11 protein-coding genes are annotated in these 15626 nt (G+C 50.4%); 8 read left to right on the top strand and 3 right to left on the bottom strand.

Annotation, left to right across the window (positions count from 1 at the left end; genetic code table 11):
- Nucleotides 1–100: 100 nt before the first annotated feature.
- The 4 genes from BLW34_RS02925 to BLW34_RS02910 all read left to right on the top strand — a co-directional run bounded on the left by BLW34_RS02925 (nucleotide 101) and on the right by BLW34_RS02910 (nucleotide 5601).
- Nucleotides 101–1063: an ankyrin repeat domain-containing protein gene (locus BLW34_RS02925; protein WP_090575358.1), complete on the top strand. Its 963-nt coding sequence runs from the start codon at nucleotides 101–103 to the stop codon at nucleotides 1061–1063.
- Between the two features lie 217 nt (nucleotides 1064–1280).
- A complete protein-coding gene (locus tag BLW34_RS02920) occupies nucleotides 1281–3599 on the top strand; it encodes a DNA translocase FtsK (RefSeq protein WP_090575355.1) in 2319 nt (772 codons plus the stop codon).
- 72 nt (nucleotides 3600–3671) lie between these two features.
- A complete protein-coding gene (gene lolA / locus BLW34_RS02915) occupies nucleotides 3672–4286 on the top strand; it encodes an outer membrane lipoprotein periplasmic chaperone LolA (RefSeq protein WP_090575352.1) in 615 nt (204 codons plus the stop codon).
- Nucleotides 4279–5601 (top strand): replication-associated recombination protein A, encoded by a 1323-nt coding sequence (locus BLW34_RS02910; protein WP_090575349.1) that lies wholly within the window; start codon nucleotides 4279–4281, stop codon nucleotides 5599–5601. The genes lolA and BLW34_RS02910 overlap by 8 nt, the downstream gene beginning before the upstream one ends.
- Before the next feature lie 369 nt (nucleotides 5602–5970).
- Here the strand turns inward: BLW34_RS02910 and BLW34_RS02905 are convergent, their stop codons facing one another.
- Together BLW34_RS02905 and BLW34_RS02900 are read right to left on the bottom strand one after the other, a co-directional pair.
- Entirely contained in the window at nucleotides 5971–7182 is a 1212-nt protein-coding gene (locus BLW34_RS02905; protein WP_256203543.1) for a CapA family protein, read from the bottom strand.
- 24 nt (nucleotides 7183–7206) lie between these two features.
- Nucleotides 7207–7746 (bottom strand): THUMP domain-containing protein, encoded by a 540-nt coding sequence (locus tag BLW34_RS02900; protein ID WP_090575346.1) that lies wholly within the window; start codon nucleotides 7744–7746, stop codon nucleotides 7207–7209.
- Nucleotides 7747–8311: 565 nt separating this feature from the next.
- On the opposite strand from BLW34_RS02900, the gene BLW34_RS02895 reads away from it, so the two are divergent.
- From BLW34_RS02895 to BLW34_RS02880, 4 genes are all read left to right on the top strand, one after another.
- Nucleotides 8312–8932 carry a DUF2780 domain-containing protein gene (locus BLW34_RS02895; RefSeq protein WP_090575343.1) on the top strand — a complete coding sequence of 207 codons (621 nt, stop codon included), beginning with the start codon at nucleotides 8312–8314 and terminating at the stop codon, nucleotides 8930–8932.
- Nucleotides 8933–9164: 232 nt separating this feature from the next.
- Nucleotides 9165–10487, top strand: coding sequence for a pyridoxal-dependent decarboxylase (locus BLW34_RS02890; RefSeq protein ID WP_090575340.1), 1323 nt, complete (start codon nucleotides 9165–9167; stop codon nucleotides 10485–10487).
- 353 nt (nucleotides 10488–10840) lie between these two features.
- On the top strand, nucleotides 10841–11443 hold the full coding sequence (locus tag BLW34_RS02885; RefSeq protein WP_090542178.1) for a peroxiredoxin: 603 nt from the start codon (nucleotides 10841–10843) through the stop codon (nucleotides 11441–11443).
- 174 nt (nucleotides 11444–11617) lie between these two features.
- The gene (locus tag BLW34_RS02880) at nucleotides 11618–12085 is read left to right on the top strand and encodes a ferritin-like domain-containing protein (RefSeq protein ID WP_090575337.1); all 468 of its coding nucleotides are present in this window, start codon (nucleotides 11618–11620) and stop codon (nucleotides 12083–12085) included.
- 306 nt (nucleotides 12086–12391) lie between these two features.
- Here BLW34_RS02880 and BLW34_RS02875 read toward each other — a convergent pair whose 3' ends face one another.
- On the bottom strand, nucleotides 12392–15538 hold the full coding sequence (locus tag BLW34_RS02875; protein WP_090575334.1) for a type I restriction endonuclease subunit R: 3147 nt from the start codon (nucleotides 15536–15538) through the stop codon (nucleotides 12392–12394).
- Nucleotides 15539–15626: the final 88 nt, after the last annotated feature.

Genomic DNA, 15626 nt, shown 5'->3' with positions numbered 1-15626 from the left:
TGGATCGGATTATTTTCCAGTTTATAAAAAATAACACGGCTAAAAATAGGGTGCGTTATACTTGACCACCATTACAGATCACGTTATTTCAGGTAGATTAATGAAACATATGAAAATTTTGTTCGGCCCGCAATTCAGACGTTTAGTTTTTATGGCGATAGTAACCATTCTGGTTACTCAGGCATCGGTGAGTTTTGCTGAAAAGGAAGTGGATTTTCTCAAGGCGGCCCTGACCGGTGACGCCGCAACTGTCGAAAAATTGCTGGGAGAAGGAACCCAAATCGATTTGCAGAACCCTGATGGGTTTACTGCGCTGGCGGTTGCTTCGCAGAATGGTCATGCTGCCGTTGTGAAGTTGCTATTGGAAAATAAAGCAGCATTGGATCTACAGAATGTTCAAGGGGGAACTGCGTTGCTGCTGGCGACTAAAAATGGCCATGAAGCCATTGTCGAGGCTTTGCTCGCAAAAGGCGCTAACCCGGATCTGCAAAGCAAAAATGGCTTGTCGCCTTTGATGCTTGCCTCGGCCAAAGGCAATAGCGCAATTGTCAACGCCTTACTGGCAAAAGGAGCCAAGATTGATTTGCGAGATGAGAATCAAACGACGGCACTCCACTTGGCTGCGCAGAATGGCCACTTGGAAATTGTAAAAGCCTTACTGGCAAAAGGAGCGGAGCCTGATTTGCAAGACGCAAACGGCGCTTCTGCACTGATTTTGGCTGCTTTATCCGGTCACCAGGCAGTCGTCGAAACATTGCTGGCAAGTGGTGCACAGCCTGATTTAAAGGCTACCAACGATTTTACAGCATTGATACTCGCTGCGCAGAATGGCCAAACGGCTGTCGTTGAAACTTTATTGGCAAAAGGGGCCAGCATTGATCAGCAGAATCAGGACGGTATCACTGCCTTGATGTGGGCAGCATTGCATGAGCATGAGGATATCGTCAAACTGTTGTTAGCCAAAGGCGCCAACCCCGCGCTCAAGAGCGTGAGTGGCAAGACCGCGCTGGATATTGCCAATAATTCGTCTATTATTGAATTGCTTAAAGCTGCCCAAAAGTAGGCGGGCTTTTCTGAGTTTGGAGCGCGCCTGGAACTCGTGAGAATATAGCTTCTCCCAAAAGTCGTAGTACTTGCTTGTGATCGGGCGCCTTGCAATAACAGGTTATTGCGCTGGTTCATAAGTCGATCAACCGATGATGACAAGAACTTGCTCAAGAATTTCTATATGATTTCCATATCATCAAACTGATTTTTATCTCTATTTTCCTGATATTTGCATGAGTGCTGTCAATAAGTCGATGGCGAAGAAGGCTAACAATAATCCTTTGCCACCGAGAATCTCCAAATTATTACGAGAAGCGGGCTGCTTGATACTGGGTGGCGTCGCTTTGTATCTGATATTAATCTTTATGAGCTTTGACCGTACTGATCCTGGCTGGTCACATAGCGATCATATCGATCAGGTGGGTAATGCAGGGGGCAGAGCGGGTGCCTGGCTGGCAGATTTACTGCTTTATCTGTTTGGTGCCTCAGCGTGGTGGTGGGTCATTTTCTTTCTCTCGGCAGTGCTGTGGAGTTATCGTCGCATCGATATTGCCAGCATCTTTGATCCACGCACGCTGCTGATTTCACTGACAGGCTTTATGATGCTGCTCACTGCCAGCAGTGGGTTTGAATCGCTGCGTCTCAATACGATTAATATCTCGCTCCCCCTCGTGCCTGGAGGGGTGCTGGGTGAAATCCTCAGTAAAAATCTTTCCCTGATACTTGGGTTTACTGGCGCATCGCTCGGTCTGGTGATTCTGATGGCGATCGGCTTCAGTCTTTTTTCAGGGCTGTCCTGGGTACGTATTTCCGAGAAAATAGGCGAGACCATTGAAGAGTCATGCTTTTCCCTCTGGAATCGCTTATTGGCCCTGCGAGACCGGCGTGCCGAAGTGGCTTCCTCGTTCATGCGCGTCAAGGACGAGAAGGAACCGGTAAGAGAGGATTATAGAAAGCCTGTCGAACCCTCTTCTCCCTTGCGGATAGAGCTGCCTGACCCCCCTGTGCAGAAACCCGCGCGCATCGTCAAAGAAAAACAAACCTCTTTTTCTAGCGATTCACCGGATGCGCTCCTGCCGCCACTCCATCTGCTGGATGAGCCTCAGAAAAATGTCGAAGTGCTATCCAATGACACGCTGGAATTTACCTCTCGCCTGATTGAGCGCCGGCTGCAGGAGTTTGGTGTTGAAGTTAAAGTCGTATCAGCCCATCCTGGCCCGGTCATCACCCGTTATGAAATCGAACCCGCTGTCGGCGTCAAGGGCAATCAGATCATCAATCTGGTGAAGGACTTGGCGCGAGCCCTCTCGGTTGCGAGCATCCGCGTGGTCGAAACCATTCCTGGGAAGACCACCATGGGTCTGGAGATTCCCAATCCCAAGCGGCAAATGGTGCGTTTGCATGAAATCCTCAGTTCTCAGCCGTATGCTGATATGCCATCACCGTTGACCATTGCACTCGGCAAGGATATCAGTGGACGCCCTATTGTCTCTGATCTCGCGAAAATGCCGCATGCGCTGGTGGCAGGAACCACTGGCTCCGGTAAGTCGGTTGCGATCAATGCGGTCATCCTGAGTTTGCTTTACAAAGCCACGCCCGAGCAGGTCCGGTTGATTCTGATCGACCCGAAAATGCTGGAGCTGTCTGTTTATGAAGGGATTCCCCATCTGTTGACATCGGTAGTGACCGATATGCGCGATGCGGCCAGTGCACTCAACTGGTGTGTGGCTGAAATGGAACGGCGCTATAAGCTGATGTCCTCCCTGGGGGTGCGTAATCTTGCTGGCTATAATCAGAAAGTCCGTGAGGCCATAAAGAATGAGGAATTGCTGACCAATCCACTTAGCCCGACGCCTGATACACCGGTGCAATTGGAAGAAATGCCCTTGATTGTGGTGGTGATTGATGAGCTGGCTGATCTGATGATGATCATGGGGAAAAAAGTCGAAAAATTGATCGCGCGGCTTGCCCAGAAAGCCCGTGCGGCGGGGATTCATCTGTTGCTGGCGACGCAACGGCCTTCGGTTGATGTCATTACGGGCCTGATCAAAGCCAATATTCCGACACGAATCGCTTTCCAGGTTTCCAGCAAAATCGATTCACGTACCATTCTTGATCAAATGGGTGCAGAAGCCTTACTCGGCCAGGGTGACATGCTTTATCTGCCTCCCGGCAGCGGTTATCCGCAACGTGTCCATGGCGCTTTCGTGGCTGATCATGAAGTCCACAAAGTGGTGGAATATCTCAAGGAACACGGTGAGCCGTGTTATGTCGAGGAAGTTCTCAAAGCGAATGATGAAGAGAACGAGTTGACTGGCGAAAATGGTGAAACAAGCAGGCAGGCGGGAGGTGAAACGGATGCGCTGTATGATGAGGCGGTCGCCATTGTGGTGAAATCACGCCGGGCTTCGATTTCGCTGGTGCAGAGACAACTGCGTATTGGCTACAACCGCGCAGCTCGCTTGATCGAAGAAATGGAACGCGCCGGCCTCGTTTCCGCTATGCAGAGCAATGGTAACCGGGAGGTGCTGGCACCTAACCGGGATGATTGAGGAAGCCTTGGTGGGTGACAAAAGTATGTTTGACTGTACGGGTTCCATTCGGCTAATTTTATGAGGGGCAGCATGATTCGATTGAGCTTATTCTGGTTACTTTGCTTATTTTCCCTTGTTACTCAGGCTTCCGCTATCGATAGCCTTAGGACATTCGTTCAAAAAGCGCAAACTTTCAAGGCAGTGTTTTCACAAACCTTGCTTGATAAAAACCTTCAGATCGTGCAGGAAGCCAGTGGCGTCATGATGTTTGAGCGACCCGGCAAATTCCGCTGGACGTATGAGAAACCTTATCAGCAATTGATTGTTGGGGATGGTGAAAAAGTATGGTTTTATGATCAGGATCTTAATCAGGTCACGGTACGTCAACTGGATCTGGCGATTGGCAGCAGCCCGGCTGCCTTGCTGGCGGGCAGCAGTACCATCGAACGGGATTTTGATCTGACAGAAATCGAGGTGGATGATGAGATCGAATGGCTGGAAGCCATACCTAAGGCTCAAGAAAGCACGTTTGAATTGATCCGGATGGGGTTTTCCCAAACAGGCGAATTGCGCGAAATGGTGCTGCGCGACAACTTCGGACAATTTACTTTATTGGTATTTACAGATCTTACTGCCAATCCTGTGCTCGCTCCCGATTTATTTCAGTTTACCCCGCCTGAAGGGGCCGATGTGATCAGTGACTGAGCTATTTGCACCGCAAAAACCTGTTGCACCGTTAGCTGAGCGCTTACGTCCTCAATCACTGCATGATGTCATCGGTCAAGCGCATCTGTTAGGTGCTGGCAAACCGTTGCGTCTTGCCTTTGAATCCGGTAAACCGCACTCCATGATTTTATGGGGGCCGCCAGGCAGCGGAAAAACCACCCTGGCACGCCTGATGGCGCGCGTGTTTGATGCTGAATTCATTGCGCTGTCAGCAGTGCTGTCCGGTGTAAAAGATATCCGTGGCGCCATCGAACGAGCTCAGCATGTACTCCAGCAATCGGGCCGGCACACCATTTTGTTCGTTGATGAAGTGCACCGCTTCAACAAGGCGCAGCAGGACGCCTTTCTGCCTTATGTGGAACAGGGGCTAATCACGTTTATCGGGGCCACCACAGAAAATCCTTCATTTGAAGTCAATCGCGCACTGCTTTCGCGTTCGCAGGTCTATGCGCTGAGTCCCTTATCCGAAGACGAGCTCAAGCATCTGTTTGAGCGCGCCTGTCAAGCGGATTTGCCAAAACTGCATTTTTCCGACGAAGCGAAAAACCTGTTGATCACCTTTGCCGATGGCGACGCACGGCGTCTATTGAACCTGCTTGAGCAGGCGGATATCGCTGCCGGGACCGAAGGCGTGACCGAGATCGATGCGGATTATGTGCGCAATGTGTTATCGCGTAGCATGCGTCACTTTGATAAAGGCGGCGATGAGTTTTACGACCAGATTTCAGCATTACACAAATCCATTCGCGGTTCCTCCCCGGATGCCGCACTTTACTGGATGTGCCGCATGCTCGACGGTGGCACTGACCCGCTTTATATTGGCCGGCGGCTGATTCGTACTGCGACGGAAGATATCGGCCTTGCCGATCCGCGTGCACTCGCCATTACCCTGGATGCCTGTAACGCTTACGAGCGTCTCGGCAGCCCAGAAGGGGAATTGGCCTTGGCGCAGGCAGCGCTCTACCTGGCCTGCGCCCCGAAAAGCAACGCGGCTTACCTTGCCTATAAAAAAGCCCGCTCATTGATCGAACATGACCCCTCACGCCGCGTACCAGTACGATTACGCAATGCGCCCACCAAACTCATGAAAGACATGGGTTTCGGACAAAATTACCGCTACGCGCATGACGAACCAGGCGCTTATGCCGCGGGTGAAAATTACTTCCCAGATGGCATGCCGCCAGCAGATTTTTATCATCCAACCACCTATGGTCTGGAAGCGAAAATCGCTGAAAAACTGGCTCATCTCCGTGAGTTGGATGCTAAGGCAAAGCAGCATAATCCGAAGAAATGAATATGGCAGGATGGTCATTACAATCATTTAAAATCTAACTGGCGGGAAACGACCGGGAAAGAAAACCAGTTTAATAAACTGGATCAGATCGCAGTGTCAAGGACTTCCGAATCCAGATGTGGCCTGAGGTAGTCTGTAAAGAACGCGCTAAGGCAAAAATGATCCGTGAGTCTGGATTGAGCATTTCTTGTGAAATTGAGTGTTACACACCCATCAAGCTGATTTGCTCTGCTGCACGGTACTTTGTCGCGCTGTTTTATAGGCGCAGCGTAGTAGGGCGGATAAGCTTGCGCCATCCGCCGTAGGGTGCAAATTTAACTATGCGTTTCGGTATGTTTACCCACTTTCACAAAATGAATGGGTGGCAGCTTAATACACAACTTTCAGCATCTGGTCTGAGGTTAGTTCAATCCTGCAATTGAATTTGCGGCTGTGTTCGTCTAATGTACGTTGCAGCCAGCTTGCATCTTCTGGCGAGGCGCGGTTTAATTTAAAGCGTTTGATTTGCATCGGTACCATTTCCAGTGCGATCAATTTTCCGGTAGCGGGTGCGATACTGGCAAAATACATCAGGGATAAATCGCCACGATAATGTTCATGACCGCCTATCCCTTCGTAATCATTCAGAAAATCGCCGCATCCGTACAGAATGAGTTTTTCCTTATACACTTCCAAGCTAATAGGATGATGGGAGGAATGACCATGTAGCATATCAACATTAGCGGAGTCGATCAGCATGTGAGCAAAGTCGATGTGTTCTTGGGGAATTTCATATCCCCAATTGCCGCCCCAGTGTATGGAAAGCACCACAATATCACCAGGGCGCTTGGTTTGATGCACGATCATTGCGATGCGATCAACTATCCTGCGGGATAGATCCGTTAAAAAATAGACGCCCGCTTTCCTGCTCTGAGCAGCCCATTCTCTTGAAATGCCGCTGGATGTTGTGCCACAGGAAAATACCAGGATCCTGCCTTTAGCGGGCACATCCAGAATGGCTGGAGATTGTGCTTCCTGCAAATTTGCGCCGGCACCCACCGTTTTAATATGGGCATTTCTCAGAGTGCTCAGCGTTTCCGTCAAACCGGCATATCCCCAGTCTAGAACGTGATTGTTCGCCAGCACACAGCAATCTATGTTTGCGGCGGTAAGACAGGCGACATTTTTCGGATGCATGCGGTAATGTATGCCTTTGTCTGGCCAGTAGTCATTGCTCGAGGTAACACTTGTTTCCAAATTAATGATGCGTGCATCGGGCGCTGTTTTTTCCAGCACGGTAAGCACATCGCCCCAGATGTAGTCGAAGCTGACGGGCTTGGGGATCGCGCCATTGATTTCCTCGCCCAGCTCGACATAGCGTTGCGCATTTCGTACATAGGGCTCATACAAGCGCGGGTTATTGGGATAAGGTAATAATTGATCGATTCCCCTGCCAGTCATCACATCGCCACACAAAAACAGTGTAATGGGCGTTTTCATTGTGGATTCTTTAGCCTCGGTTATTGACATGGCTTTCTCCATGCCGGTCATCAGCGTCAGCAGCGTGGCTGATGATCGGATTAGAAAATCTCGCCGTTTCATGGTGGCTCATCACCCCATGCAGAGTCAGTCCAATTTCAGGAACGGATAGCGCTTGCGCTGATCGCGGGACCATAATGACAAGCCTGCCTGCTGAGCGACGATTTCAACGTCCAGAATCACATCAGGATCATCAAAGGTCACTTTACCCGCTGCCCCTTGTGATCGCAGTTGTTCATCCAGATAATCACCGAGCAAACCTGCTTCATCCTGGCTTTTTATCGTCCCATGAAAACCCCGGCGATGCATGCGGACATGAAAACTTCGATGAGCCAATTGGGGTAAGAATGACTGGATACACTGCTTGGCTTTTTCTTCAAATGCTTCAACCGTTTGAAAAAAGAAACCATGGGTGCAGGGGATGACCCGGCAAAATACGTGGAGATAGGCTGGATCTGCTCGCCTGTTCTCAAGAAAAGACTCGAGAAACGCTTCGATATCCACCACCTTGAGGGTCAGCACATTATAAAAGGGCGTCTTTTCGACATGACCATAATTCGACAGGAGCGATAAACCGTCCTTGAAGCAATTTTCTGCAACAGTGACCACAACATTCCAATCTTTCATGATGATTCACCTTCGATCGAGGAGTGGATCCAGACATGGCTTGGTTTTATGGAAAGATACCGTCACGCGGCAACTTAACCCGAATATTTCATAAATTGGCACGTGTCCTCACTTGTCTTTTGATTAATAAGAAAGATTTTGCTCAGTCGGGTGTATGAGTCACTACACCCCTCTTTCTCAAAACTTCCCTATTAATCAAAATCCTGCGTGATCATCACGCGAATTTATGAAATATCCGGGTTAATCATTGGAATATCAGTCTATCCTGATGGTTCCTAAAGTTTGTTTTCACAGATTCAAGGAGCAAGGATGATGTCGTTCAATGACATTTTCCAGGCAAGCCAATAAATAAAAAGTGTCTTAGAGCACGAGCGAGGCCATTTCAAGTGCAAATCATTCTGGACATTCTGTAGTAAAAAGTGGCGGGATCGGTGGTAAGCTAACTATTCCCATGAATTCTGATGATTACGGAAAGAGTGGGAAGGTGTTTAGGCTAAGTACCTAATTTTCTAATCAGATCCTAATTCCTTATCAAGAACTGTTCTTTTCATAAAGGAGGTAAGCGATGAAAGCAATCAGATGGTTAAGCGCATGTTTTACATTGAGCATTGCGCTATTCTTGACCAGCCATGTGTATGCGGTTGATTTGGATGATCTTTCTGGTGCAGCCGGAACTGTACAGAAAGGTGCACAAGTGCTACAGGCTGGCGAGGCTGCGACAACGGCTGTACCCGCAACGACTTCCGGAACCGGTCTGATCGGGCTATTGATGCAGCAACTAGGCGTGACCCAGCCGCAAGCAGAAGGTGGAGCAGGGACGCTATTCCAGCATGCCAAATCCAGAATGTCGGCAGGGGATTTTACGACTCTGAGTAATTCGGTTCCCGATATGCAAGGCCTGCTGGCTGCTGCACCCGCACCCGTATCTGCACCTGCACCTGCTGCTGCTGGTGCAGGTGCTGTCGGGGGAGGGGGTATGATGGGGGATTTAGCAGGCATGGCGGCTGGAAATTTACCTGGTATGCCGGCTGGAAATTTACCTGGTATGGCAGGCTCATTCCAGCAACTCGGCCTGGCACCTGACATGGTACAAAAATTCATACCCATCGTTGTGCAATATGTTCAAGGTACGGGTGGAAGCTCCGTTGCCAGTGCACTTCAGTCAGCATTGATGGGGGGCATGTAGTTTTTACAGCGAAATGGAGGAATCTGCTCGACTGGCGTTATATACTGGAGGAAGGGGGCAGATTCCTGGTTCTTTATAGAATGGTGTGATAATCCCTGTCCTTTGTTTTACCTATCTATCTAAATAAATAAATAAAGAAGGAAGGAAAGCGACAAGAATAAACTTTTTTTGTCTTGATCCTCTTATTCATTATCTTAATCCAGATGTGCGCAGTGAGCAGGAGATCAATACCATGTTGATGAATCGACGGCAATTTATTGGCTTGACCGGTGCGACTGCTTTGGTGGCGACTTGCGCACCTAATGGGGTGCTGGGCCAATCCTTTTTGAATCGTCCGCAGTATGCTTCTTCCGCAATGCTAAAAAGCATGCAAGGACTTCCACAGCAAAAAAATTTGCTTCTGGGATATCCCATCAATATGACTACGCCACCAGAGGAATTTTTCGCCTGGCGCAAGGAGCTATTTGATGTGGGTCTTAATCAGTTTAGTTTTAACAACGTAGGCAATCCCTACGATCATAGCCACATTCCTTTTAATAGCCATCTTCTTGAAAAAGAGCTGATAAACCGGTTTGGTGCGGTGTATGGCTTTTCACCAGACAATATCTGGGGCTTTCTTACCAATAGTGGTACGGACAGCAATATGCACGGGTTGTATATGGGCCGCACGATTCTAAAAAGCCAAACAGGAGAGATGCCCAAGATATATTTCACGCAGGAAGCTCATTATTCGATTCAGATTCTCAGAGACTTATTGAATCTGGAATGGGTGGTGGTTGGCACTTCTCGCGATGGCAGCATGGATATTGACGATCTGGAACGGCAACTGAATGCAAATCCCAACCACCCGGCCCTAGTGGTCGCAACGATTGGCACGACCTTCAAAGGTGCAGTTGATTCCATTGATGGTATTCAATCAAAGCTTAAAGGTCGAACCTCTTATCTTCATCTGGATGCTGCACTGTTTGGTGGCTATCTACCTCATACCCAATTTGCGAGTGATCTTTGGCACGAAGTTTCTGATCAGAGAACAGGGAAGAAGGTAAAACGCTACGACTCCATTGCCGTCTCATGCCACAAATTTTTTGGTTTCCCTTCACCGGCAGGCTTGTTCATCACGCCCAAGACAAGTTTTGAGGCGTTTCATGCCCAGTTTGGCCAGGTTCATGAATGTGAGTATATTTTGCAGGTACCTGGCACCATTACCTGTTCGCGCGATGCGGTAAAACCTGCTGAGTTTTATTTCTTTAGCTTAGAGTCGTCATTTACAAAACAGGCCGCTGATGCCAAGGTCATGCTAGACAATACGGCATATTTGTTGAAGGAGATGACGACTCACTATAGCGATTTACATCCTGTGAGAGCCAACCACCAATCCAATACGATTTATTTCAGAAAACCGAGTGATGCCGTAGTGAATCGCTATAGCTTAGCGACCATGGGACTGAGTATCGATGGGCAACAAGCGCCTTGTGCACATGTTGTCGTGATGCCTCATGCTGGTCAGGAAATCTTGGACCGATTTCTTGTTGATCTGGGTAAAAAGGAGGGATGATTTTTGCTCCTGATGCTATAACGGGCATCAAGTATAAAGAACGGTAATTCTTCTGCCAACAATAACGGTATCCAGTTGCATAGCATTACTCATCGGTTTTCTCCTTCGTCGTGCGGTGGTTAAGAGGGCATTCCTACAACATCACGTTATCTAGAATCAAGAACTGGCGAGCGCGATTGATTTCGATGCGGATGCAATCGCGAAATTTATGTTATTTACTTTTGTGTCCAGGGTATCTAGTATATGGTCTAAGAAAGAGAAAGAAGAAGAAAAGATTTAATCATAAAGTTGACCCCATACAGGTCAATTCAATTATTACCAAATCAAATTTACTCAACTAGAAAGGAAATACTATGACTGTACTCGTCACGCGACCTGCACCTGATTTTACTAAACCTGCTGTGTTGCCTAATGGCAGTTTCGATGAAAATTTCAATCTTTATACGCATATTCGTAACAAATATGCAGTGCTGTTTTTCTACCCCTTGGATTTTACCTTTGTCTGCCCATCGGAAATCATCGCACATTCTCATCGAGCAAAAGATTTTCAGCAGCGTAATGTGGAAGTAATCGGCGTCTCAGTCGATTCCCATTTCACGCATTACGCCTGGCGTAACACCCCCATCACCAAAGGTGGACTCGGTCCGATCGATATTACGCTGGTGGCCGATCTGGGCGGCGAGGTGATGAATGCTTATGGCGTAACCCATCCTGGTCATGTTGCGCTGCGCGGCTCTTTCCTGATTGACAGGCAGGGTATCGTGCGTCATCAGGTGGTCAATGATTTGCCGTTGGGGCGCGATGTCGACGAGATGCTGCGCATGGTCGACGCATTGCGTTTCCATGAGGAACATGGCGAAGTTTGTCCGGCTGGCTGGAAAAGTGGTCAACCCGGCATGAAAGCGAGTCCTGAAGGGGTGGCAGAATATCTCAGCAGCCACGCGGACAAACTGTAAGGCCGAATCAACCGCGCCACGCTGGCTTTTTAACAAAGAGGTTGTGAAGGAATCGGGGCAGGCGCTTCCAGCGCAAGGTGGATGGAACGCAGCAACGAGAAAAGGAGTCTCATATAAACCGAAGTTTTATTAAAACTTCGGTTCTCATAACTTCAGAGCTGAAAGGAGGAACACATGAGTCTCGATAAAGATAAAGCAGTCGCATTACTGAATCAGATCATGGAACTCGAACTGGCCGGCGTGGTGCGTTATACCCACTACGCCTTGATGGTGTATGGTTATAATCGCATTCCCATTGTCGAGTGGCTAAACAAACAAGCAGAGGAAGGCTTGTTGCATGCGCGAAAGGCAGGTGAATTGGTTACTCTGTTGGGAGGACATCCCTCGCTTGCCATCGGTTCATTGCTGGAGACGCATACGCATGATACCGACTTAGTCTGCTCAGTTCCCGTTGGCGACATCCTGCAGGAATCTCTTGTACATGAAAGCCAGTCGCTGGAGCGCTATTATCAATTGCTGGAACTGGCCCAGGGCAAGTCGATCTTGCTGGAAGAATATGCGCGCAGCCAGATTGTGGCAGAAGAGATGCATGCTGATGCGGTCAGAAAGATGCTGCGCCAGCCCTGTGAAGCAGGGAAGTAAACACGATTTATTAGCATGAAAGGCATGATCTCAAGGGGGTGGCCGAAGTTCTGGACTGTCGGAATCGTGTTGAGGTTATGCTGGTTATAAGTTAGGTCTCATTCAACAAACCGTCACTTATATGCATCGTACTTCAAAATTCGGTTTTCATAATCCCTCACCCAACCTTCTCCCAGCGGGAGAAGGTATTGATGCTGAATTTTGAAGTACGATGAGTATATATTCAAGATAGTGCGCAAGGTGGCACCCTATCTTATTCCTAATCATTGAATACTGATTAGGGTACTAAAACACCATTGTTGATACCTACTTCGTCCACTCGTCAGACAACCGCTCTGCCTGTGCCAGCACTAGCTTGATGGCATCTTCTTGTTTATCGGGTGGATATTTGTAGCGGCGCAAGGTGATGCGCACCAGATTGCGCAATCGCGCGCGGACGCTTTCGCGCTTTTGCCAGTCAACCGTGGTACTGTGGCGCAACTTTTCGGTGAGTTCGTGTGCGATTTTTTTCAGGATGTCGTCGCCCAGCTCACGTGCCGCGCTTTCGTTGTCGGCTAGAGCGTCATAGAAAGCCAACTCGGATTGATTCAGTCCCAGATTCTCGCCGCGCTTGGTTGCTTCGCGGAATTCCCTGGCCATCTGAATCAATTCTTCGATCACCTGAGCGCTTTCAATGGCCCGGTTACGATAGCGATTCAACGCTTCCTGCAGGCGGTCGCTGAATTTCTTCTCCAGAATCACGTTGGCTCTGCTGCGGGATTTGATTTCGTCATTGAGCAGTTTTTGCAGCAGCTCGACGGCAAAGTTGCGCTGCGGCACATTGCGCACTTCTTCCAGAAAACCATCGGACAGGATGCCAATGTCCGGCCGTTCCAGTCCCGCCAACTTGAAAATATCCTCGACGCCCTCGGCGATTACCGCGTTGTCCAGAATCTGCTTGAGCACCGCATGCTTGCGATCTTCCGACAGCTTTTTGTCGGTTTCAGTGGCCTTGGCGATCACGCTTTTGATGGCCTGGAAAAAGGCGATTTCTTCGCGTAGTTCCATCGCCTCGTCCAGCGTTCCGCACAGGGAGAAGGCTTTAGTGATGGCCAGCACCACGTCAGCCCAGCGTTTCTTGCCGTCTTCCAGTCCCAGTACAAAATTGGCGGCGGGCAGCAGCAAGCTTGTCGCCTGAGTGCGATAAGAGGCATAGTCGAAGCCATGCAGCAGGCTACGCGCTACTTCCATCAATTCCTTGAGCTTGGCCAAGGCTTCGGCGGCATCCAAAGTGGGCTGGCCCTTGCCACGGCTGTCGGTATAGATCTTGAGGGCTCGGCGCAGTTCGGCGGCGATGCCGATGTAGTCCACCACCAGTCCGCCCTCCTTGTCGCGGAACACGCGGTTCACGCGGGCGATGGCCTGCATCAGGTTGTGGTCGCGCATCGGCTTGTCCACATATAGGGTATGTAGGCACGGCACGTCGAAACCGGTGAGCCACATGTCGCGCACAATCACCAGCTTGAGCGGGTCTTTGGGGTGCTTGAAGCGCTTTTCCAGTTGCTTTTTGGCGGCGGCATTGTAGATGTGGGGCTGCATCAGTTCGCTATCGGCTGCCGAGCCGGTCATGATCACCTTGATTGCCCCTTGCGCCGGGTCAGGGCTATGCCATTCCGGTCGCAGCGCCACGATAGCGTTATAGAGGTGAACGCAAATCTCGCGGCTCATGGCTACGATCATGCCTTTGCCCTCTACTGCTGCATTGCGCGCTTCGAAGTGCTGCACGATATCGACCGCGACTTGCTGGATACGCGGTTCAGCGCCGACCAGCTTCTCCAACGCGGCCCACTTGGTCTTGGCCGCCTCGCGCAGCGCGATACTCTCTTCGTCCTCGAAGATTTCCTCGACTTTGTCGCTGAGTTGTTCGATCTCCGCCTGATTGATATCCAGCCTGGCCAGGCGGCTTTCGTAGTAAATCGGCACCGTGGCGCCATCATCCACCGCATCCTGGATGTCGTAGATACTGACGTAATCACCGAACACCGCGCGCGTATCCTTGTCATCCGTCTCCACCGGCGTGCCGGTAAAGCCGACAAAGGTGGCGTAGGGCAGGGCATCGCGCAGGTGCTTGGCAAAACCGTATTTGTATTGGCCGGACTGCTTGTCGAGCACCGCGCGAAAGCCATACTGCGAACGGTGTGCCTCATCGGCAATCACCACAATGTTGGTGCGCTCGGTCAGGCACGGGAATTGGTCTTCGTCTTTCTCTGGGGAAAACTTCTGTACCGTGGTGAAAATGATGCCACCGGATGGCCGCCCTGCCAGCAACGCCCGCAATTGCTCGCGGTTTTCTGCCTGCTGCGGCGTTTCCTTCAACAATGAGCGCGCACCGACAAAAGTCTGATACAACTGCCCGTCCAGATCGTTGCGGTCGGTGACGACGACAATGGTGGGGTTCTGCATTTCCGGCTGCTGCATCAGTTTGCCGGTAAAGCACACCATGGAAATGCTCTTGCCCGAGCCCTGGGTGTGCCAGACAATGCCGCCCTTGCGCGAACCGGGCACCACCTGCTTGCCATAGGTGGCGCGTTCCTGTCGCTGCGTGTTTTGCTCGACCTGTGGCTGCGTGGCGGCAATCACCGTGACTCGTACCGCCTCCCGTACCGCATGGAATTGGTGGTAGCCCGCGATCTTCTTGATTAGGCCATCGTCGGTCTGCTCATAAAGAATGAAATAACGCAGATAATCCAACAGCAGCTCGGGCGAGAAGAAGCCACGCACCACCTTCTCCAATTCGAACTCCAGCAACGGCCGGTCATTCTCGTTGCGGATCGTGCGCCAGGGCAGAAAGCGCTCGCGGTCGGCGGTGAGCGAGCCCACGCGCGCATGCAGCCCGTCGGAAATCACCCGCGCCTCGTTGAACATGAACAGATCTGCGATCTCAGCCTTGTAAGTTTCGAGCTGATTGAAGGCCGCCCAGATATCCGCCTGCTCAGCCGCCGGGTTCTTGAGCTCGATCACCGCAATCGGCAGGCCGTTGATGAAGCACACCAGATCAGGCCGGCGCGGCTGTTTGGTTCCCTGCGCCGTATACTGGTTCACCACCAGAAACTGGTTTTGTTGCGGCTGCGCAAAATCGATCAAGCGCACGCGGTCGCCGCGTTTTTCGCCCTGCTGTTCGACGATGACAGGTAACCCATCGATCAGCGCCTCATGAAAGCCGCGGTTGCTCTGGATCAGCGAGGGTTCGTGCAGTGTGGCAACCCGATGCAACACCTCTTCCAGCACCGTATCCGGCACAGCCGGATTCAACCGGCGTAGTGCATCGAACAAGCGCCTCGGTAACAACACCTGCCGGTAATCGGCGCGCTCGGGTGTATCACCATCCGGCGCGATGTCCGGGCCGTGTCGGTATTCCCAGCCGGTGTCCTGGAACCAGGTTAGGGCGAGTTGTTCGAGGTCGTTTTCGGTCATGTCATACTAGCTCAGGGTTTGCAACTAAATGAAAAATATATTCTTATACAATAAGTTATGTAATCTTTGTCCATAGTACTTGGTTAGT

It is taken from the genome of Nitrosomonas sp. Nm58, assembly GCF_900107335.1.
In the GTDB taxonomy this organism is placed as follows: domain Bacteria; phylum Pseudomonadota; class Gammaproteobacteria; order Burkholderiales; family Nitrosomonadaceae; genus Nitrosomonas.
Note: the sequence above shows the minus strand (reverse complement) of the source record. Positions and strands in the feature narration are given on the sequence as shown.

Coding starts and splice junctions, on each gene's coding strand:
- BLW34_RS02895 (WP_090575343.1), top strand. CDS start 8,312: ATGAAAGCAATCAGATGGTTAAGCGCATGTTTTACATTGAGCATTGCG.
- lolA (WP_090575352.1), top strand. CDS start 3,672: ATGATTCGATTGAGCTTATTCTGGTTACTTTGCTTATTTTCCCTTGTT.
- BLW34_RS02905 (WP_256203543.1), bottom strand. CDS start 7,182: ATGAAACGGCGAGATTTTCTAATCCGATCATCAGCCACGCTGCTGACG.
- BLW34_RS02920 (WP_090575355.1), top strand. CDS start 1,281: ATGAGTGCTGTCAATAAGTCGATGGCGAAGAAGGCTAACAATAATCCT.
- BLW34_RS02925 (WP_090575358.1), top strand. CDS start 101: ATGAAACATATGAAAATTTTGTTCGGCCCGCAATTCAGACGTTTAGTT.
- BLW34_RS02875 (WP_090575334.1), bottom strand. CDS start 15,538: ATGACCGAAAACGACCTCGAACAACTCGCCCTAACCTGGTTCCAGGAC.
- BLW34_RS02890 (WP_090575340.1), top strand. CDS start 9,165: ATGTTGATGAATCGACGGCAATTTATTGGCTTGACCGGTGCGACTGCT.
- BLW34_RS02885 (WP_090542178.1), top strand. CDS start 10,841: ATGACTGTACTCGTCACGCGACCTGCACCTGATTTTACTAAACCTGCT.
- BLW34_RS02900 (WP_090575346.1), bottom strand. CDS start 7,746: ATGAAAGATTGGAATGTTGTGGTCACTGTTGCAGAAAATTGCTTCAAG.
- BLW34_RS02880 (WP_090575337.1), top strand. CDS start 11,618: ATGAGTCTCGATAAAGATAAAGCAGTCGCATTACTGAATCAGATCATG.